Raw genomic sequence first — 18,610 nt, forward strand, 5'->3', positions numbered from 1 at the left:
TCCCACGACCCCGACGCACCGGGGTTCGCCCTGTGCGCTTCTGCTCTGCGGAGAGACAACGTGTCACATACTTCCTCGGGCCTGCCCGTCGGGCGCGGCCTGCTCTGTCTGATCGTCGCCGGTGCCGCGTGGGGCACCGCGGGCGCGGCCGGCTCCCTGGTCTACCGGGTCAGCGACATGGGTCCGGCCGCCCTGTCGTTCTGGCGCTGCGTGACCGGCGCCGCCCTGCTGGCCGGCGTGCGGCTGCTGCGCCCGCGCACCGCCGGGCCCGCGCCGTTCCTGCCGCGCGCCCGGCGGTTGTTGCGGGCCTGCGCCACCGGGGCCGGACTGGCCGTGTTCCAGACGGCGTACTTCGCCGCCGTCGAGGCCACCGGGCTCGCGGTGGCCACTGTCGTCACCCTCGGCGCCGGGCCCGTCCTCATCGCCCTCGGCGCCCGCCTCACCCTCGGCGAACGGCTCGGCCGGGGCGGAGCGGCCGCCGTGGCAGGGGCACTGGCCGGACTGGGCGTGCTGGTGCTGGGCAACGGCGGGGGAGAGGTGCGCCCGCCGGGGGTCGTGCTCGCCCTCGCCTCGGCGGCCGGCTACAGCGCGATGACGCTGCTGACCCGGCGCTGGGGCCGGTCGGGCGACGCCGACCACGCGGGCACCACCATCGAGGCGTTCGCCGTCTGCTGCGTGTGCCTGCTGCCGTTCGCCCTGGCGGAGGGGCTGGTGCCGCACACCGGGGATCCCGTCCGCCTGCTGGCGCTGCTGGGCTGGATCGGGTCGGTGCCCACGGCCCTCGCCTATGCCCTGTACTTCGCGGGCGCGGCCGTCGTCCGCTCGGCCACCGTCTCCGTGATCATGCTGCTGGAGCCGGTCAGCGCGGCCGTGCTGGCCGTCGCGCTGCTCGGTGAGCAGCTGACCGCGGCGACCTGCCTGGGCGCCGCGCTGCTGCTCGGGTCGGTCACCGGTCTCGCCCTCGCGGAGGCGCGCGGAACCCGCGGCGGCCGCGGGGACCACAGCGAAGCCGGCGAAGTGCAGGGGCTGGACGAAGGACGGCTCGCCGGGCGGGCCCGACACGGTGAGACGGCCGAAGTCGTGGCCGACCGGTCGGTCCTGCCGTTCGGTGTCCTCCAGGGGCGCGTCCCAGGGATGGATCAGGATCACAGCGCCATCAAGTAGGCGGGGAGGGCAGCGCCGGGGGCCAGGTCCGCCGCGGCGACCGGGGTGCCGTAGCGCTGCCGCACCGGTATCACCCCGGCCCAGTGGGGCAGCGCCAGATCCTCCGGTTCGTCGGCGACACCGCCGGTGCGCACCTTGGCCGACACCTCCGCCAGGTCCAGGCGGAGCACGGCGGTCGCGGCCAGCTCCTTGGCGTTCGCCGGGCGGCAGTCGGCGGCCCGGCCCGGCACGGCATGGTCGACCAGGGCGTCCAGCGCCGCCCGCTTCTCCTGCTCGTCGGTGACCGGGCGGGCCGTGCCGTGCACCACCACGGAGCGGTAGTTGACCGAGTGATGGAAGGCGGAACGGGCCAGGACCAGACCGTCGACATGAGTGACCGTCAGGCACACCGGCAGCCCGTCATCGGACCGGCCGGCCGAGCGCAGCGGACGCGAGCCCGTCGAGCCGTGCACGTACAGCCGCTCGCCGGCCCGGGCGTACAGCGTCGGCAACACCACGGGCGCCCCGTCCCGCACGAAACCGAGGTGGCAGACCCGGCCCTCGTCCAGGATCGCGTGCACCAGCTCCCGGTCGTACGAGACCCGGTGCGCGCTGCGGGTGGGCACGGTGCGGTCGGTCGGCTCGTAGACGTCGGAGGGCGGCGGGGTCCCCATGGCGACTCCTCTGTACTAGTACAATCCATGCATTGTGCTAGGAGAATATCCGATCGAGGGGCGTCGTGCGGCGGACATCGCCGCGAGCATCGAGCGCGCGGTGGGCTCGGGGACGCTGCAACCAGGGCACCTGCTGCCGCCGATCCGGGAGCTGGCGGCCCGTCTGGAGGTCAACCCGAACACCGTGGCGGCCGCCTACCGCGTGCTGCGCGACCGCGGAGTCATCGAAACCGCCGGGCGCCGCGGCAGCCGGGTCCGCCCCGCGCCCGCGACCACCGGACACCACCTCCGCGTCGAGGTGCCCGAGGGGGTGCGCGACGTCTCCAGCGGCAACCCCGACCCCGCGCTGCTGCCGCCGCTGGCCCCGGCGTTCGCGGCGGCCGCCGCCCGCCAGGACGACGCGCCGGTGCTGTACGGCCACGCGGCAGTGGACGAGGAACTGGAGCGCCGCGCGCGGGCCGCACTGGACGCGGACGGAGTCCCCGCAGGCCCGCTCGCGGTGGTGTCCGGCTCCCTGGACGGCATCGAACGCGTCCTGGCCGCACATCTCAAACCCGGCGACACCGTCGCGGTCGAGGACCCCGGCTGGGGCCGGACGCTCGACCTGGTGCCCGCGCTCGGACTGCGCCTCGCCCCCGTCCGCGTCGACGACGACGGCCCGCTCCCGGACGACGTCGCCCGTGCCCTGGACGCCGGCGCCCGAGCCCTGATCGTCACCGACCGCGCACAGAATCCGACCGGAGCCGCGCTGAGCGCCCCGCGCGCCCGCACCCTGCGCACCGTGCTGCGCGACCACCCGGACACCCTGCTCGTCGAGGACGACCACGGTCACGGCATCGTCGGCCTCCCCCTCCACCCGCTCGCCGGCGCCACCCGGCACTGGGCCTTCGTCCGCTCGGCCGCCAAGGCCTACGGTCCCGATCTGCGCCTGGCCGTCCTCACCGGGGACGAGACCACCACGGACCGGGTTCGCGGACGGCAACGCCTCGGCCCCGGCTGGGTGAGCCTGCTGCTCCAGCGCGCCGTCGTCCGGCTGTGGGACGACGACGGCTTCGACGTGCGCGCGGTGGCGGCCGCCTACGATCGCCGGCGCCGGGCACTGACCGACGCGCTGGCCGAGCGCGGCGTCACCGCCCACGGGCGCAGCGGCCTGAACGTGTGGGTGCCGGTACCGGACGAGACGGCTGCCGTCGCCCGGCTGCTGCACGCCGGCTGGGCCGTCGCCCCCGGCGCGGGCTACCGGCTCGGCGCGCCCCCGGGCATCCGGATCACCGTCTCCACGCTCCCGGAGCACGAGGCACCGGCCCTGGCGGACGCGGTGGCGTCCGCACTGGCGCCGGGGCCCGCGAGGACCTATGTGTGACGGCGGTCCGGCGCGGAGCTGCGTATGACGGCGGTCCGGCGCGCCGCACGTGTGGAAGAGATCCGGCGCGCCGCTACGTGAGACGGAGATCCGGTCAGGAGCCACGTGGGACAGTGCTGGGGCGCGGGACTGTCTCCGAGACCGGGTCGGGTACGTCTGAGAGCAGGTCAGGGCCTCCCCCATCGACGCGGCACGGTCACACCGGCTGCCCGTCCCCCGTGCGCCGCCCGGACGTGCCGGCGCTGCGGGCGGCGGGGGAACGGGTCGGCCGACGGCGGCGGGACGCCCCCGGCGGGTGAGCGCCGGCCGATGCGCGCGGGCCGGCGCAGCCGGTGCCGGCTCAGACGAGCCTGATCTCGTCCCCGGACACGGAGATCGGCCGGGAGGGCAGCGGCCGGGTCGCCGGGCCGTTGCGGACGCTGCCGTCGGTGGCGGAGAAGGCGCTGCCGTGACAGGGGCACGTGATCGTGCCGTCGGTGATGCCGGCGACCGTGCAGCCCTGGTGGGTGCATGTCGACGAGAACGCCTTGAACTGCCCCTTCGCCGGCTGTGTCACCACCACTCCCTGCGAGCCGAAGACCTTGCCGCCGCCCTCGGGGATGTCGGAGGTCTTGGCCAGGACGGTGCCGGAGGAGCCGGTCGTGGCACTGTCGCCGCCGGTGCCGCCGGTGCCGTCGGTACCGTCGGCGCTCCGGGAGGGGGCCGCGCCGGAGCCGGAGGTGTCGTGGGAGCCGCACGCGGCCAGGACCGCCGCCAGACCCGCCGCGCCCGCCGCCGCCACGACGGTGCGGCGGGCCGGCGCCGCCTGCGGACGGTGCGTCCCGCCCGCTTCACTGCTCGAGGTCACCGACATACCCGTGTTCCTTTCGTCAGAATTTCGTCAGGACGTGCCGTACTGCTGCGCAGGACATGCCGTGCCGATCCGCACGGACCTGCCGGGCGTACCGATGCGCACGGCCCTGCCGTGCCGATGCGCATGCGCACAGGGGTACGGCCGTAGGCGCCCGCGCGTTCACCCGTGCGCCACGGCCCGGCCGGGACGCCGATAACCTGGGGCGATGCTGAAGGAAGTCAACGCGACCCGGTTCATCGCGCCGTTGCGCGAGGGCGGGTCGCTGCCGGGACTCGTCGAGGCCGACGACTTCGGGACGTACGTGCTGAAGTTCACCGGCGCCGGGCAGGGCCGCAAGACACTGATCGCCGAGGTGGTGTGCGGCGAACTGGCCCGTCGGCTGGGTCTGCGGGTGCCGCGCCTGGTGACCGTCGCACTCGATCCGGTGCTCGGCGTCGGCGAACCCGACGAGCAGGTGCAGGAGCTGCTCAGGTCCAGCGGCGGATGCAACCTCGGGATGGACTTCCTCTCCGGCGCCCTCGGGTTCGACCCGCTCGCCTTCCCGGTGGACGCCGAGGAGGCCGGGCGGATCGTGTGGTTCGACGCTCTGGTGAACAACGTGGACCGCTCCTGGCGCAACCCCAACCTGCTGCGCTGGCAGGGCGAGCTGTGGCTCATCGACCACGGCGCCACCATGATCTGGCACCACAACTGGCCCGGCGCCGAGGCCTCCGCCGCCCGCCCCTACGACGCCTCCGACCACGCGCTGGCCGCCTTCGCCCCCGACGTCCCGGCCGCCGCGGCCGATCTCGCCCCGCTCGTCACCGAGGAGCTGCTGGACGAGGTGACGGCCGAGATCCCCGAGGTCTGGCTGAGCGAAGAGCCCGGCTTCGCCACGCCGGACGAGGTGCGCCGGGCGTACGCGCGCCCGCTGCTGGCCCGCGCCGCCGTCGTCCACGAACGCATCACCGGCCTGGAGGGCACCCGATGAACCGGCCCGCGGGGAATTCGATGAGCGACCGTCCTGTGCTCGGCGGCCGGCAGGCGGGCGAGCGTCACATCACCCGCGCCGGCCAGGGCGGCGGCCGGGACGTCTTCGAGTACGCGCTGCTGCGCGTCGTGCCGCGGGTGGAGCGCGGCGAGTGCATCAACGCGGGCGTCGTCGTCTACTGCCGCGCCCGCTCCTACGTCGGCGCCCGCACCCACCTGGACGAGGCACGGCTGCTGGCTCTCGACCCGGCGGCCGACGTCGCGGGGGTGCGGGCCGCGCTGCGGGCCGTGGAGAAGGTGTGCGCCGGAGGCGAGACGGCCGGGGCGGCGGGCGGCGACGACGCCGGGCGACGGTTCCGCTGGCTTGTCGCGCCCCGCTCGACGATCCTGCAGCCCGGGCCGGTCCACACCGGTCTGACCACCGACCCGGTGGCCGAGACGGAACGGTTGCTGCGGCTCCTGGTGAGGTAATGGATCACATCACACCCGGTGTCCCGTTGACACCGGGTGTGAGGGCTTCTAGCGTCACGTCTGCCGAAGGTACTAAGCGGTCGCTCACCGTAGGTCGGCCGGGATCCCAAAACCCGGACCGGGTTGTCCGGCAAGGCGTTGTCTAGGGCGAGGAGAAGCAGCAATGTCCACCACTGAGCAGCGAGTAGCCGTCGTCACCGGTGCCGCGCGCGGCATCGGCGCGGCCACCGCCGTCCGTCTGGCCGCCGAGGGGCGCGCGGTCGCCGTGATCGACCTCGACGAGTCCGCCTGCAAGGACACCGTCGAGAAGATCACCTCCGCCGGGGGCCGGGCCCTCGCCGTCGGCGCCGACGTCTCCGACGAGGCGCAGGTCGAGGCCGCTGTCGCCCGCGTGGTCGAGGAACTCGGCGCGCCCACCATCCTGGTCAACAACGCCGGCGTGATCCGTGACAACCTGCTGTTCAAGATGAGCGTGTCCGACTGGGACACCGTCATGAACGTGCACCTGCGCGGCTCGTTCCTGATGACCCGTGCCTGCCAGAAGCACATGGTCGACGCCGGTTTCGGACGGATCGTCAACCTCTCCTCGTCCTCCGCGCTCGGCAACCGCGGCCAGGTCAACTACTCGGCGGCCAAGGCCGGTCTGCAGGGCTTCACCAAGACCCTCGCCAAGGAGCTGGGCAAGTTCGGCATCACCGCCAACGCCGTCGCCCCCGGCTTCATCGCCACCGAGATGACCAAGGCCACCGCCGACCGGGTCGGCATGAACTTCGAGGACTTCAAGGCCGCCGCCGCCACCCAGATCCCGGTGCAGCGCGTCGGCGAGCCGGAGGACATCGCCAACGCCATCGCCTTCTTCACGGGCGACGCGGCCGGCTTCGTCTCCGGCCAGGTGCTGTACGTCGCCGGCGGACCGCTGAACTGAGGACGAGGACCAGATGACTTCCGTGGAACTGCCCGAGCTGTCGGGAAAGGTCGCCCTCGTCACCGGCGCCAGCCGCGGCATCGGCTACGGCATCGCCGAGGCGCTGGTCGCCCGCGGCGACCGGGTGTGCATCACCGGCCGCAACGAGGAGACGCTGAAGGAGGCCGCCGAACGCCTCGGCTCGGAGCGGGTGATGACCGTCGCGGGCAAGGCGCACGACGAGGCCCACCAGCGCGAGGCCGTCGAACGCGTCATGGAGACGTTCGGCCGCATCGACTACCTGGTCAACAACGCCGGCACCAACCCGGTGTTCGGCCCGCTCGCCGACCTCGACCTCAACGTGGCGCGCAAGGTCTTCGAGACCAACGTCCTCTCCGCGCTCGGCTTCGCCCAGCGCACCTGGCACGCCTGGCAGAAGGACAACGGCGGCGCGATCGTCAACATCGCCTCCATAGCGGGCCTGGCCCCCTCCCCGTTCATCGCGGCGTACGGCGTCAGCAAGGCCGCGCTGGTCAACCTCACCCAGCAGCTGGCGCACGAGTTCGCGCCCAAGGTGCGGGTCAACGCGATCGCGCCCGCGGTGGTGAAGACCAAGTTCGCCGCGGCCCTGTACGAGGGCCGGGAGGAGGAGGCGGCCGCCGCCTACCCGCTGGGCCGGCTCGGGGTGCCCTCCGACATCGGCGGTGCGGCGGCGTTCCTCACCTCCGAGCAGTCCGACTGGATCACCGGCCAGACTCTCGTCATCGACGGCGGCATCTTCCTCAACGCCGGCGTCGGCTGAGATCCGCCGGCGGTCGCGATCCGGTCACGACCGCCGCCCTCCTGGGACGGCACCCGGTCCCGCTCCCGCGGCAGGCCGGGTGCCGACGGTCATCCGCGGGACGGGCGGGGTGAAGCGCTTCGCCGGCCGCATCCGTGGCGGGCGGAGCAGCCGTCGCCTGCGGAAAGCGTGCTCGGGGGTCGTCGGCGGCCAAGGAGACCATCAGGTCCGTCGTCGGCCTCCGTCGTCGGCCGTGTAGAGACCTCCCCGTGCGTCGTCGACCATGGAGACGGGGAGCTGTCCGGCGGGAGCAGCCGCGCGGCGCGGGTCGACTCGGCCGCCGTAGGGCGTTGTCAGTGGTCGCCGGTAGGTTCGGTGTCCTGCAAGTGACCGCACACCGGTGAAGGACGGACGACGTGACCGACATCGCCATGCTGCCCGAGTCCTGGCGCGGGGTTCTGGGCGACGAGCTGCAGCAGCCCTACTTCCAGGAGCTGACCGAGTTCGTCGAGAAGGAGCGGGCGAACGGTCCCGTGTACCCGCCGCGCGAGGAGGTCTTCGCCGCGCTGGAGGCCACGCCGTACGACCGGGTGAAGGTGCTGATCCTCGGGCAGGACCCGTACCACGGCGAGGGTCAGGGCCATGGCCTGTGCTTCTCCGTCCGCCCCGGGGTGAAGATCCCGCCGTCGCTGCGCAACATCTACAAGGAGCTCCACGAGGACCTGGGCGTTCCCGTCCCGGACAACGGCTACCTCATGCCCTGGGCCCGGCAGGGCGTGCTGCTGCTGAACGCGGTGCTCACGGTCCGCGCCGGCGAGGCCAACTCGCACAAGGGACGTGGCTGGGAGCGGTTCACGGACGCGGTGATCCGCGCGGTCGCCGAGCGACCGGACCCGGCGGTCTTCGTGCTGTGGGGCAACTACGCCCAGAAGAAGCTCCCGCTGATCGACCAGGACCGGCACGTGGTCGTCAAGGGCGCCCACCCCTCCCCGCTGTCCGCCCGGAAGTTCTTCGGCTCCCGCCCCTTCTCCCAGATCAACGAGGCGATCGCCCGCCAGGGCCACGAGCCGATCGACTGGCGCATCCCGGATCTGGGCTGAGCGAGCCCCGCCCTCCCGCCGGCCGGGGCGCTCCGGGCCGGCCGGCGGGAGACGGGACCGCAGTGCGTGGGCGTGTCCGTCGTGTCACGGGCCGCCTGACCTGGATCGACCGCGGCTGCGGCTAGCGTCGTAGGCGTCGGTCGGAACAGGGCTGGAGGCCGGGTGACGGAACGACAGGAGCGGACGGCGTCGGACGCCGTGCTGACGCGGATCGGCCAGAGCGTGCTGCTGCACCACGCCGGGGACCGCGAGGAGGCACGGCTGCGGCTGCTCGATCTGTGGCACGAGATCGCCGAGGACGGCGATCCGCTGCACCGCTGCACGGTGGCCCACTACATGGCCGACACCCAGGACGATCCCGCGGACGCGCTGGCCTGGGACCTCAGGGCACTGTCCGCCGCGGAGGAACTGCGGGACGACCGGCTCGGCGGCCACGCCGGCGCACCGGCCGCCCGTGCCCTCTACCCCTGCCTCCACCTCGACCTGGCCGCCGACTACGCGCGGCTCGGCCGCGCGGAGGCCGCCCGGAGCCATCTGCGCCGCGCGCGGGCGGCGGCCGACGCCCTGCCCGACGACGGCTACGGCGCCTCGGTGCGCGCGGCGATCCGGCGGCTGGAACAGCGGCTGGGACAGGACGACGGCACCGACGGCCCGGGCGGACCGCCCCGGCAGCGCGCCTGAGACCACCGCAGCCGCACCGCCGAACCGGCGTGCTGCCCAACCGGCGTCCGGCCGCACCCGGCCTGGCACGGATCAGCGGCCGAAGGTGTGCCCGCAGATCTTCTCCTCCGGACTGCCGATCCGCCAGCGGCCGTACTGCGTGCCGAGCGCGCACAGGCCCGAAGCACGGGCCGCGGGGTTCGGCAGAGCGGGCACGGGCAGCGGGGCGTGGGTGTGCGAGCTGCGCTGGGTCTGCCGTGGACGCGGTACCTCAGGCTGCTCGGGCCGCTCATGGCGCTCGTGGGAGCGCGGTGCCGGTGCCGCGGGCCGCGCTGTCCCGGCCGGCGCCCCGGCCTCGGCCCCGGCCGTGGGGCGGGAGGGAGTCCGGCCGGCCGGGTCGCCGGCGGCGGACGGGTCGGTCCGTTCCAGCGCCTGCCGGGGCGAGGCCTGGGCGGCCGGGGCGGCGGCGCCGTCCGGGCGGGTCCCCGGCGGCCGGGCGGTGGCCGCGGCATGGCCGGGCTCGGGCGTCCGCTGGACCGTGACGCAGCCGGTCAGGGCCGAAACGGCCGCCATGACGAGGAGCGTTGCGGTGGTCGTCGGTCGATGCACCCGTGCCACTCTGCTCGGGTCGCCGGGCCGGTGGCCGGGGGACAGGCCGAGGATGCCCCGCACGGGTGACCTCGCACGCCCCGTGAGGGTTGGGTGCGCGGCCCGAAGCTGACGCCGTGCGCCACCGGGCGGGGGACCGTCGCAGGCCCCGGTCCCCGGCGTCGGATGCCTCGGCTCCCCGGTCGCTTGCGCCGCTGGTGGGCTCGCGGTGCACGTCGGCGCGGCCGCCCTGCCGCGCGTACTCCTCGGACGTTGTCGGGTGCCGTGCCCTCCTCGGGCGTTTTCCGGTCCCGCGCTCTTCTCGGTCGTGCCGATCCGGCGCCGAGTCTGCCGATCGGTCCCGCGTCGGTCGTGCCGATCCCGCCCCCGTCTCTGCCGTGCCGGTCCGGCGCCCCTCTCGGCCGTTCCGGTCCCGCTCCGGATGCGGCGCTCACGCCACCGGTCGTCCCGCCCCGGTCATCCCCGCCAGCAGCTCGCGCAGCCCTGCCCGTACCTCCGCCGGATCCGGCACCCGCGCGTGGTAGGTCCCGGCGACGCAGGAGTACATCAGCCCGTCCGCCCAGGCCACCAGGGACAGTACGTGCCGCTCCACCGCGGTCGAGCCGAGGGCGGTGAGCAGCGCGGTGAGCTGCTCGCGGAAACGGGCGCCGGCCGCGTCGAAGTGGGCGCGCAGCTCGGGGCGGCGGGTGGCCTCCAGGGCCAGTTCGTAGCGGGCGACGGTCAGGTCGCGGTTGCGGGTCAGGGCGCGGTGCGTGGCCAGCGCGAGCGCCTCCACCACGGAGTCCAGGCCGCCGGTGTGCGGGTCGGGCAGCTCGTGCAGGGCCAGCACACGGGCCTCCCGCTCGGCCAGGCGCCGCACCGCGAGCTCCAGCAGTGCCTGCCGGGTGCGGGCCACGTTGGAGGTGGAGCCCTGCGGCAGCCCGGCCGCCTCGTCGACCGCCCGGTGCGTCAGACCGCGCATGCCGCGCTGGGCGAGCAGGGCGAGGGCGGCGTCGGCGACACGGTCGGCCCGGGACGAGGCCGCGGTGCCCGGGGCGGACGCCGGCGGCACGGGGTGTGCGGGGGTGTGGGACATGAGGACGAACCTACCGCCGACCCCTCCACTGCACCTGTAGTGAACGCACTACAGATGTAGTACAGTCATCGTCCAGTCCGGGTACTACAGGCGTAGTCCGCGTCCACCGCAGGAGGAGACATGTCCCAGTCCCGGCCGCACCGTGTCGTCGTCATCGGCGGGGGCATCGGCGGCCTCGCCGCCGCCGCGGCCCTGCACCTGTCCGGGCGGCAGGTCACCGTCCTGGAGCGGGCCCGTTCCCTGGAACCCGTTGGTGCCGCCATCTCGCTGTCCCCGAACGCCCTGCGCGCCCTGGACGTCCTCGGTGTCGGCGACCGCATCCGTGACCTCGCCGCCTGGCAGGGCGCCGGGGGACTGCGCACCCCCGGCGGCCGCTGGCTCGCCCGCACCGATGCCGCCGCGGCGGCCCGGCGGTTCGGCGGCCCGCTGGTCCTGCTGCACCGCGCCACCCTCGTGGACACCCTGGCCGGGCTGCTGCCGCCCGGGACCGTCCGTACCGATGCCCCCGCGCAGCTGACCGACCCCGGTGACGCCCACCGTCCCGCCCGCGTGAGCACCCCCGACGGCGAGCTGGAGGCCGACCTGGTCGTGGCCGCCGACGGCATCCGCTCCGCGACCCGCCGCACGCTCTTCCCCGCCCACCCCGGCCTCGTCCACTCGGGCTTCACCACCTGGCGCATCGTCGTCCCCGACCCCGGCGTGCCGTTCGCCTCGCACGAGACCTGGGGCACGGGCCGGATCTGGGGCACCCATCCGCTCAAGGACGGCCAGGTGTACGCCTACGCCGCCGCCGTCACCCCCGCCGGGCGGCGCACGGCCGACGAACGGGCCGAACCGGTGCGCCTGTTCGGCCGGTGGCACGACCCGATCCCGGCCGTTCTCGCCGCCGTCGGCCCCGAGGACGTGCTGCGCCACGACGTCCACCACCTCGCCGCGCCGCTGCCGGCCTTCCACCACGGCCGGGTCGCCCTCCTCGGCGACGCCGCGCATCCCATGCCGCCCACCGTCGGCCAGGGCGGCAACCAGGCCGTGGAGGACGCTGTGGTCCTCGCCCACCACGCGGGCGACCTCGCCGCCTACACCGCGGCACGGCTGCCCCGCACGAGCGACATCACCCGCCGCGCACTGCGTGTGGCGCGCGTGAATCTGCTGAACAGCCGCGCCGCGGCCGCCGTCCGCGACGTCCTGATGGTCGCGCTGTCCCGGATCCGGCCGGACGCGCTGCTGCGCGGCTTCGACGGCATCGCCGACTGGCGGCCGGAACAGCCCCCGTATGCTGCGGGGCGGACCGGCGCGACGACAGGGGAGCACACGTGAGGGTCGGCTGTATCGGACTGGGCGACATCGCCACCAAGGCGTATCTGCCGGTGCTCGGCATGCTGCCCGACGTGGAACTGCATCTGCACACCCGCACGCCCGCGACCCTGCAGCGGGTGGCCGACAGCCTGCACCTGCCCGCCGCGCAGCGCCACGCCGCCCTGGACCCGCTCCTCGCCCAGGGACTCGACGCCGCGTTCGTGCACGCCTCCACCGCCGCCCACCCCGAGCTCGTCACCCGGCTGCTCGAGGCGGGCGTGCCCACGTACGTCGACAAGCCGCTGGCCTACCGGATCGCCGACTCCCGGCGGCTGGTGGCCCTCGCCGAGGAGCGGAACGTCTCCCTCATGGTGGGCTTCAACCGGCGTCACGCCCCCGGATACGTGCAGTGCGCCGAGCACCCACGCGAGCTGATCCTGATGCAGAAGAACCGTGTCGGGCTGCCCGAGGAGCCCCGCACGCTGATCCTCGACGACTTCATCCATGTCGTGGACACGCTGCGGTTCCTGGTGCCCGGCCCGGTCGACGACGTCACCGTGCACGGCCGGATGCGGGACGGCCTGCTGCACCACGTGGTCCTGCAGCTCGCCGGCGACGGCTTCACCGCGCTCGGGGTGATGAACCGCCTGAGCGGTTCCACCGAGGAGATCCTCGAGGTGTCCGGGCAGGACACCAAACGCCAGGTGATCAACCTCGCCGAGACCGTCGATCACAAGGGCCAGCCGACCGTGCGGCGGCGCGGCGACTGGGTGCCGGTGGCCCGGCAGCGCGGCATCGAGCAGGCCGTACTGACCTTCCTCGACGCGGTCCGTGCCGGCACGGTGCTCAGCGCCCGGGACGCGCTGGAGACCCATGAGCTGTGCGAGCGGGTCGTGCGGACGGTGCTGGAGCGCTCCGGCGCCGCCTGACCGCCCGCACCCCCTCCCGCACGCCGAACACGCCGAGCACCACCAGGGCCGCGTGCACCGGCCAGTCACCCAGACGGACGTACAGCGTGTCGTCGCGCGCGGCGGGCACCTCGGACACCCGCGCCGCGCTCGCGTCCGTGCCCAGCCGGGCGCCGACGCGCCGCCCGTCCGGTCCGGTCCGTACCCGGCGGACACCCCGCCTGAGGCTGGCATGCACCATGGGCCGCCCGGTCTCGGCGGCCCGCAGCGCGGCCGGCGAGGCGTGCCGGGCGGGCGCCCAGCTGTGCTGGAAGGTGGACGTCGACGACTGCGCCCGCAGCAGGTCGGCGCTCCGGCCTGCCAGGTCGCGGCTCATGTCCGGGAATGCGGACTCGGAACAGATCAGCGGCCCGATGCGCAGCCCGCGCCCGGCCTCCATCACCACCTGCTCGCGGCCCCGGCCGCGGTCCTCGCCGGCCACCCGGCCCACCGAGGTCGCCCAGCCGAGCAGCGGACGCAGCGGGATGTACTCCAGAACGGCACCAGGCGCATCTTGTCGTGCCGGTCGCCGGTCGCCGGTCGGGCCGTCCGGTCGACGAGCACGGAACTTGTGTGGATGCCCGGCCGGTCCGTGCGCCGCGTGTCGACGTTCACGAGCACCGGCGCCCCCGTCGCCCTGGACAGTTCCGTCAGCCGCCGTGCCAGGTCCGGCCGCTCCCGCAGGTCGAAGCCGACGCTGCTCTGACGGAAGCACCACCAGGGCCGCCGCCTGCCCCGGTGACAGCGGCCCGCCCAGCAGCCGCCGCGCCAGCCACCCCCCCAAGGCCCCCACAGCGCCCCCAGCAGCGCCGCCGGCACCAGTGAGCACATGCGTGCTGGGCAGCAGCCAGTGGTGCACCGCCAGCACGAACCCCAGCTCGCCCCACCAGCCGTCCGCCACGGCCCGCCGACCCGTCGGCGCGCTACGGATCAGCTGGATCCACGGCACGAGGGCGACGCAGGCGACCCACCACAGCGAGGGCGCGGGGAAGGCGAACACCGGCAGGCCGCCCGCGAGCATCGCGAGCAGTGGACGTGACCACCGGCCGGAGACGAGCCGGCGGCCGCGCACCTGCACAGGGCGTCCTCCCATCCCGGGCCGTGCCGCGACCCCACCGACGCCTCCAGCGGGCCCGTCCGGCGCCGGGCGCGGCAGCCCGCCTGTGCGGCCCGCGGCGCTGCTTCCACAAGGGCACCCGGAGGGGGCGTGACCGCGTTCCCCGGCGTCGCGTCCCGGTCACCCGGCCCGGAGGTGAGCGCCGCGCGGGGCAGGGCGTGTCGCGCTGTTCGCCGGACACGGCGCGCGGCACGCCCGCATACTTGAAGGTGCACGGACACCCCGGCAGCGCGTGCGGCGGCCGGGGTCCCACCCGCCGAACAGCGGAGGTCTGGATGAAGCGTCTCGTCACCGTCGTCACCGGCGGCAGCCGTGGCATCGGTGCCGCCGTCTGCCGCAGGCTGGCAGCCGACGGGCACGACGTGGTGATCGGTTACGTCCACGACACCAAGGCCGCCGAAGCCGTGGCCGACGAGGTGCTCCAGGCGGGGGCGCGCGGTATCGCCGTACGCGCGGACACCTCCGTGGAGGCGGACGTGGACCGGCTGTTCGCCACGGCGGAGCAACGCCTCGGCCCGGTGACCGGACTGGTGAACAACGCCGGCGTGGCCAGTCCGCTGGGCCGGCTCGCCGACACGGACACCGCCGATCTGCGCCGGGTGGTCGACGTCAATCTCCTCGGCACCCTGCTGTGCTGCCGCCGTGCCGCACAACTGATGACGCCCCGCCGCGACGGCGTGATCGTGAACATCTCCTCCGTCGCGTCCACGCTCGGCAGCCCGGGGGACTACGTCCACTACGCGGCCACCAAGGCCGCCGTCGACGCCCTGACGATCGGACTGTCCCAGGAACTCGGTCCGGACGGCATCCGTGTCAACTCGGTGGCACCCGGCCTGATCGACACCGACATCCATGCCGCGACGGGCGATCCGGACCGGGTCCGGCGCGTCGGCCCGGAGATCCCGCTGGGCCGGGCCGGCCGTGCCGAGGAGGTCGCGGCCGCCGTCGCCTGGCTGATGTCACCGGACGCCTCCTACACCTCCGGAGCGGTGCTCCGGGTCTCGGGCGGCCGCTGACCCCATCGGGCCGACCGGCGACGGCGGGCCGCCCTCAGGCCGCCTTGATCACCTCACCACGCACGGCGGCGGCCCACTCGACCACCAGCAATTCGTACTCCGCGCGTTCCTGGGCGGACAAGGAGCCGCCCGAACGCAGCCACAGCGCCCGGATCTGCTCGTTCAGCTCGGCAGCGGAGCGCACGGAACCAGGGGCGTTGGAATCGGGGGACATGCCCCAAAGCCTAGGGGCAAGCACTGACGCTCCGCTACCGGACGGCTACGAAACGGCGGGAACGACGCTCAGCGACCCCGGAGCCGGTGGCGTTTGCGCCAGGCCACCACCGCGCCCGCCACCGCGGGCAGGGCGATGCACGCCGCCGCGATCAGGAACGCCGGCGAGGCCGGCGCGGTGGCGCGGGCACCGGCCACGACATAGGCGGCCGTGTTCGGCAGCACGCCGAGCGCGGTCGCGCACAGGAACGCCGGAGCGCTCATGCGGGAGACGGCGGCGCCGTAGTTCGCCGCCCAGAACGGCACCCCGGGGAACAGCCGGGCTGCCAGCATCGAACGGAAGCCGTGCCGGCTGAGCTGCCCGTCCGCCGCCTTCAGCAGCCGGCCCCGCAGCAGCGGGCGCAGCGCGTCCTGCCCCAGCACCCGGCCCAGGCCGAAGGAGGCCCCCGCGCCCAGGACCGTGCCGGCCACCGCGGCCGCGAGGCCCAGCGGTGTGCCGAACAGGGCGCCCGCGGCCAGGTTCAGCAGCGGCCGCGGCACGAACGCCACCGTGCACACCCCGTACGCCACCGCGAACGCCGCTGCCGCGGCGACCCCGCCCAGCTGCGGCGGCCAGCCGTGGGCCAGCAGCCGCTGCGGCTGGAACACCAGCACGCACGATCCGGCGCCCGCGAGCAGCGCCAGCAGCAGCGACAGCCGGGACCAGGGCGACAGCAGGACACGGAGCAGCCGTGCCGACCGTCCCGCCCGGAGCGCGGCGGCCGCGGGACCGGCGGGTTCCGCGGTACGGGTGTGGTCAGAGGCCGTGGCGGTACCCCCGGAGCGGTCGGTGGCATCGAACATCTGGTGACATTAACCGACGGACGGGGGTGATCGCTGCAGCGCCCCAGGGCTGACGACCCCTCAACTCCCCTCCGGCGCAAACCGAGCGCACGCCGGCCGCGCGACGCGCGGCAGGGCGCGGCCGGGCCGAGCGGGCCACATCAGGCACAGGATCACCGGCGCCGCCCGCCCGGCGGGGCCCGTCCCGCCGTCCGCCCGCCGGCCGGTCCGGAAGCGCAGGAGGGGTCGGAAGGGCCGACAGGACCGGAGGGGGCAGGCACCCGCCTCACGGCCCCGGCCGCCCGGCGGCACAATGGGACGGTGACCGAACCGATCCCCGTGACCCGTGCCGTGGACCACGGGATTGCCAAGCTGATGCCCGACGTCGACCGCGCGCGGGCCTGGCTGCTGACGGTGGACGGTGCGCCGCAGTCGTACGTCGACCTGGACGCACCCACCCACCTGGAGTTCGAGTACGCCCGCCGGATCGGGCACGTGCTGGACACCGTCGCCGAGCCCGGCCGCCCGCTGGACGTGCTGCACCTGGGCGGCGGCGCACTCACCCTGCCCCGGTACGTGGCGGCCACCCGCCCCGGATCCCGGCAGGAGGTCGTCGAGAACGACCGGGCCCTGCTGGAGCTGGTCACCGGTCACCTGCCGCTGCCGGAGCGCAGCGGCGTCACGGTGCACACCGCCGACGCCCGGGCCTGGCTCGGTCAGGCCCCGGACGGCTCGGCGGACGTACTGATCGCCGACGTCTTCGGCGGCTCCCGCGTCCCGGCCCACCTCACCTCGCTCGCCTACGCCCACGAGGTCCGGCGGGTGCTGCGGGCCGACGGCGTCTACCTCGCCAACCTCCCCGACGGGGCGCCGTTCGCCTTTCTCCGCTCCCAACTGGCCACCTTCGCCGAGGTGTTCGAGGAGCTGGCGGTGATCGCCGAGCCGGCGATGCTGCGCGGCCGACGCTTCGGCAACGCCGTGCTCGTCGCCGCGCACCGGCCCGTCGACACCGCCGCCCTGGCCCGGCTGACCGCGGCCGACGCGTTCCCGGCCCGCGTCGCGCACGGTGAGGCCCTGCGGGACTTCACCGGCGACGCCGCGGTCGTGCGGGACGAGAACGCCGTACCGTCGCCGCAGCCACCGGACGGCGCCTTCACCATCGGCTGAGCCCGCGCGACCGAGGGACGCGCGACCGAGGGACGCGCGACCGAGGGACGCGGCCGTCCGCGGCGACGGTCGGACGGCCGGCGGGTGTCGGTCGGAGCCGGCCGACGGGCGGTCAGTCGGAGGTGGGCGTGCCGTGCAGACGCACGCTGCTGAGGATCTTCATGACGGTCTCCTTGGACACCGCGCCCTCCACCCCCGTGGGGCCGTAGAAGCTGAAGGCCACGAAGTCACCTGCGGAGTTCTTGAAGCCGAAGCTGACCGCCTGGCCGTCGGTCGCGCACTTGCCCTTGTTCGGATTGTCCTTCGAACTGGCCCAGGCGATGCTGCCCTGCACGCCGGACGTGGTGGTGTACGGCTCCGCCTCGTCGGGGAGCTGCAGGCTCTTCTTGTCGGGCTTGGTGAAGGCGCCGTAGACCCACCATCCGGCCGTGTTGATCGCGACCTCGTCGGTGTTCTTCGCGCCGCGGCCGCCCTTGACGCCCGTCGTCCCCAGTGAGGTGTCGTCCGTGTAGCCGTCCTTGTCGTCGTCGGAGGTGCACCACTTCGACTTGTACTGGGCGGCGCCGCCCATCACCTGCAGCGGCTTGCCGTCCTCATCCTCCACGTAGATGCTGATGCCGGGAGACAGCACCTCCCAGTCCTGCGGCACGTCGTAGGCCACGCCCCACTTGGGGTTGACGACGACCTTCCAGCCGGAGATCTCCGGCTCGAGGGTCTCGGTGCCGCGCGGGTTGTCCTCGGAGTCCGTCGCGGACGGGCTCGCCTGCACCGTCGGAGAAGCGGACCCGCCGCCCTTGGCGTCGTCGGACGTCCCGCCGCCCAGGACCAGGAATCCGGTGACACCGGCGGCCACCACGACGGCGGCGGCCGCGACGATCGCCACGAGCTTGGTGCGGTTGCGGCCGGCACCGCCCGAGCCGGATCCGCCGGGCCCCGGCTGCGGCGTGGCCGCGGGCACGGCACCGCCCCAGGGCTGCTGCTGGGCGTAGGGGCCGGTCTGCTGGTAGCCCGGCTGCTGGTACGGATTGGGCTGCTGGTACCCCGGCTGCTGGTAGGGGTTCGGCTGCTGGTACGGGTTGTTCTGCTGGGTCCCCCCGGCGCCGGGAGGCTGCTGGTACGGGTTGTTCTGCGGGTTCTGCTCGCCCCCGGGCGGCTGCTGATACGGGTTGTTCTGCTGATCGCCCCCGCCCCCGGGCGGCTGCTGATACGGGTTGTTCTGCTGATCGCCCCCGCCCCCGGGCGGCCGCTGGTACGGGTTGCTCTGCGGGTTCCCCCCGCCGCCGGGAGGCTGCTGGTACGGGTTGTTCTGCGGGTTCTGCTCGCCCCCGGGCGGCTGCTGTCCTGGCCACATGGGCAGCAACACTAGAAGGCCAGGGACACGATTCGGTCACCGGGCATGGACAGGGCGGTAGCGGACGGTGTCCGGGCCG

General features: G+C 74.5%; 18 protein-coding genes and 2 pseudogenes. 12 read left to right on the top strand and 8 right to left on the bottom strand.

Annotated features, from left to right (window positions below):
• Nucleotides 1-60: 60 nt before the first annotated feature.
• Nucleotides 61-984 (top strand): annotated as a pseudogene (locus tag OG899_RS23045) (DMT family transporter); the annotation flags it as partial.
• 161 nt (nt 985-1,145) lie between these two features.
• On the opposite strand, the gene OG899_RS23050 reads toward OG899_RS23045, so the two are convergent.
• Nucleotides 1,146-1,817 (bottom strand): pyridoxamine 5'-phosphate oxidase family protein, encoded by a 672-nt coding sequence (locus tag OG899_RS23050; RefSeq protein ID WP_168131443.1) that lies wholly within the window; start codon nt 1,815-1,817, stop codon nt 1,146-1,148.
• A gap of 34 nt (nt 1,818-1,851) precedes the next feature.
• On the opposite strand from OG899_RS23050, the gene OG899_RS23055 reads away from it, so the two are divergent.
• The gene (locus OG899_RS23055; RefSeq protein ID WP_125499959.1) at nt 1,852-3,180 is read left to right on the top strand and encodes an aminotransferase class I/II-fold pyridoxal phosphate-dependent enzyme; all 1,329 of its coding nucleotides are present in this window, start codon (nt 1,852-1,854) and stop codon (nt 3,178-3,180) included.
• 340 nt (nt 3,181-3,520) lie between these two features.
• Here the strand turns inward: OG899_RS23055 and OG899_RS23060 are convergent, their stop codons facing one another.
• Nucleotides 3,521-4,033 (bottom strand): Rieske (2Fe-2S) protein, encoded by a 513-nt coding sequence (locus tag OG899_RS23060; protein WP_168131444.1) that lies wholly within the window; start codon nt 4,031-4,033, stop codon nt 3,521-3,523.
• 205 nt (nt 4,034-4,238) lie between these two features.
• Between OG899_RS23060 and OG899_RS23065 the strand changes: the two genes are divergently transcribed.
• From OG899_RS23065 to OG899_RS23090, 6 genes are all read left to right on the top strand, one after another.
• Entirely contained in the window at nt 4,239-5,003 is a 765-nt protein-coding gene (locus tag OG899_RS23065) for a HipA family kinase (RefSeq protein ID WP_168131445.1), read from the top strand.
• 20 nt (nt 5,004-5,023) lie between these two features.
• Nucleotides 5,024-5,473, top strand: coding sequence for a DUF3037 domain-containing protein (locus OG899_RS23070; protein ID WP_125499956.1), 450 nt, complete (start codon nt 5,024-5,026; stop codon nt 5,471-5,473).
• Nucleotides 5,474-5,636: 163 nt separating this feature from the next.
• Nucleotides 5,637-6,398: a 3-oxoacyl-ACP reductase FabG gene (fabG, locus tag OG899_RS23075; RefSeq protein WP_125499955.1), complete on the top strand. Its 762-nt coding sequence runs from the start codon at nt 5,637-5,639 to the stop codon at nt 6,396-6,398.
• Nucleotides 6,399-6,411: 13 nt separating this feature from the next.
• Nucleotides 6,412-7,179: an SDR family oxidoreductase gene (locus OG899_RS23080; RefSeq protein ID WP_125499954.1), complete on the top strand. Its 768-nt coding sequence runs from the start codon at nt 6,412-6,414 to the stop codon at nt 7,177-7,179.
• A 395-nt stretch (nt 7,180-7,574) separates the two neighbouring features.
• A complete protein-coding gene (ung, locus tag OG899_RS23085) occupies nt 7,575-8,258 on the top strand; it encodes a uracil-DNA glycosylase (RefSeq protein ID WP_125499953.1) in 684 nt (227 codons plus the stop codon).
• Between the two features lie 162 nt (nt 8,259-8,420).
• Nucleotides 8,421-8,939, top strand: a complete 519-nt coding sequence (locus OG899_RS23090; protein WP_406311128.1) for a hypothetical protein — start codon at nt 8,421-8,423, stop codon at nt 8,937-8,939.
• A 72-nt stretch (nt 8,940-9,011) separates the two neighbouring features.
• Here OG899_RS23090 and OG899_RS23095 read toward each other — a convergent pair whose 3' ends face one another.
• A complete protein-coding gene (locus OG899_RS23095) occupies nt 9,012-9,491 on the bottom strand; it encodes a hypothetical protein (RefSeq protein WP_168131448.1) in 480 nt (159 codons plus the stop codon).
• A 466-nt stretch (nt 9,492-9,957) separates the two neighbouring features.
• Nucleotides 9,958-10,602, bottom strand: coding sequence for a TetR/AcrR family transcriptional regulator (locus tag OG899_RS23100; RefSeq protein ID WP_125499951.1), 645 nt, complete (start codon nt 10,600-10,602; stop codon nt 9,958-9,960).
• A 120-nt stretch (nt 10,603-10,722) separates the two neighbouring features.
• Here OG899_RS23100 and OG899_RS23105 point away from each other — a divergent pair, with 120 nt between their 5' ends.
• Together OG899_RS23105 and OG899_RS23110 are read left to right on the top strand one after the other, a co-directional pair.
• Nucleotides 10,723-11,919, top strand: coding sequence for an FAD-dependent monooxygenase (locus OG899_RS23105; protein WP_168131449.1), 1,197 nt, complete (start codon nt 10,723-10,725; stop codon nt 11,917-11,919).
• Nucleotides 11,916-12,827: a Gfo/Idh/MocA family protein gene (locus tag OG899_RS23110; protein ID WP_168131450.1), complete on the top strand. Its 912-nt coding sequence runs from the start codon at nt 11,916-11,918 to the stop codon at nt 12,825-12,827. Before OG899_RS23105 ends, OG899_RS23110 begins: the two co-directional genes overlap by 4 nt.
• Here OG899_RS23110 and OG899_RS23115 read toward each other — a convergent pair.
• Nucleotides 12,745-13,923, bottom strand: a pseudogene (locus OG899_RS23115) (nitrilase-related carbon-nitrogen hydrolase). The gene OG899_RS23110 and the pseudogene OG899_RS23115 overlap by 83 nt on opposite strands.
• 314 nt (nt 13,924-14,237) lie before the next feature.
• Between OG899_RS23115 and OG899_RS23120 the strand changes: the two are divergent.
• On the top strand, nt 14,238-14,978 hold the full coding sequence (locus OG899_RS23120; RefSeq protein WP_125499949.1) for an SDR family oxidoreductase: 741 nt from the start codon (nt 14,238-14,240) through the stop codon (nt 14,976-14,978).
• 34 nt (nt 14,979-15,012) lie between these two features.
• Here the strand turns inward: OG899_RS23120 and OG899_RS23125 are convergent, their stop codons facing one another.
• Complete coding sequence (locus OG899_RS23125; protein WP_125499948.1) at nt 15,013-15,192, bottom strand: hypothetical protein; 180 nt, start codon at nt 15,190-15,192, stop codon at nt 15,013-15,015.
• 68 nt (nt 15,193-15,260) lie between these two features.
• Nucleotides 15,261-16,034 (bottom strand): TVP38/TMEM64 family protein, encoded by a 774-nt coding sequence (locus tag OG899_RS23130; protein ID WP_125499947.1) that lies wholly within the window; start codon nt 16,032-16,034, stop codon nt 15,261-15,263.
• A 300-nt stretch (nt 16,035-16,334) separates the two neighbouring features.
• On the opposite strand from OG899_RS23130, the gene OG899_RS23135 reads away from it, so the two are divergent.
• Nucleotides 16,335-17,180, top strand: coding sequence for a spermidine synthase (locus OG899_RS23135; RefSeq protein ID WP_125499946.1), 846 nt, complete (start codon nt 16,335-16,337; stop codon nt 17,178-17,180).
• A gap of 112 nt (nt 17,181-17,292) precedes the next feature.
• On the opposite strand, the gene OG899_RS23140 is transcribed toward OG899_RS23135, so the two are convergent.
• The gene (locus OG899_RS23140) at nt 17,293-18,531 is read right to left on the bottom strand and encodes a hypothetical protein (protein ID WP_168131451.1); all 1,239 of its coding nucleotides are present in this window, start codon (nt 18,529-18,531) and stop codon (nt 17,293-17,295) included.
• Nucleotides 18,532-18,610 lie beyond the last annotated feature (79 nt).

Source organism: Streptomyces thermoviolaceus (assembly GCF_045209695.1).
GTDB classification, from domain to species: domain Bacteria; phylum Actinomycetota; class Actinomycetes; order Streptomycetales; family Streptomycetaceae; genus Streptomyces; species Streptomyces thermoviolaceus.

What these genes read in the sequence shown, in the direction of transcription:
- OG899_RS23050 (WP_168131443.1), bottom strand. Translation starts at nt 1,817, where the DNA reads ATGGGGACCCCGCCGCCCTCCGACGTCTACGAGCCGACCGACCGCACC.
- OG899_RS23060 (WP_168131444.1), bottom strand. Translation starts at nt 4,033, where the DNA reads ATGTCGGTGACCTCGAGCAGTGAAGCGGGCGGGACGCACCGTCCGCAG.
- OG899_RS23065 (WP_168131445.1), top strand. Translation starts at nt 4,239, where the DNA reads ATGCTGAAGGAAGTCAACGCGACCCGGTTCATCGCGCCGTTGCGCGAG.
- OG899_RS23070 (WP_125499956.1), top strand. Translation starts at nt 5,024, where the DNA reads ATGAGCGACCGTCCTGTGCTCGGCGGCCGGCAGGCGGGCGAGCGTCAC.
- fabG (WP_125499955.1), top strand. Translation starts at nt 5,637, where the DNA reads ATGTCCACCACTGAGCAGCGAGTAGCCGTCGTCACCGGTGCCGCGCGC.
- OG899_RS23080 (WP_125499954.1), top strand. Translation starts at nt 6,412, where the DNA reads ATGACTTCCGTGGAACTGCCCGAGCTGTCGGGAAAGGTCGCCCTCGTC.
- OG899_RS23095 (WP_168131448.1), bottom strand. Translation starts at nt 9,491, where the DNA reads ATGGCGGCCGTTTCGGCCCTGACCGGCTGCGTCACGGTCCAGCGGACG.
- OG899_RS23100 (WP_125499951.1), bottom strand. Translation starts at nt 10,602, where the DNA reads ATGTCCCACACCCCCGCACACCCCGTGCCGCCGGCGTCCGCCCCGGGC.
- OG899_RS23105 (WP_168131449.1), top strand. Translation starts at nt 10,723, where the DNA reads ATGTCCCAGTCCCGGCCGCACCGTGTCGTCGTCATCGGCGGGGGCATC.
- OG899_RS23120 (WP_125499949.1), top strand. Translation starts at nt 14,238, where the DNA reads ATGAAGCGTCTCGTCACCGTCGTCACCGGCGGCAGCCGTGGCATCGGT.
- OG899_RS23125 (WP_125499948.1), bottom strand. Translation starts at nt 15,192, where the DNA reads ATGTCCCCCGATTCCAACGCCCCTGGTTCCGTGCGCTCCGCTGCCGAG.
- OG899_RS23130 (WP_125499947.1), bottom strand. Translation starts at nt 16,034, where the DNA reads ATGTTCGATGCCACCGACCGCTCCGGGGGTACCGCCACGGCCTCTGAC.
- OG899_RS23140 (WP_168131451.1), bottom strand. Translation starts at nt 18,531, where the DNA reads ATGTGGCCAGGACAGCAGCCGCCCGGGGGCGAGCAGAACCCGCAGAAC.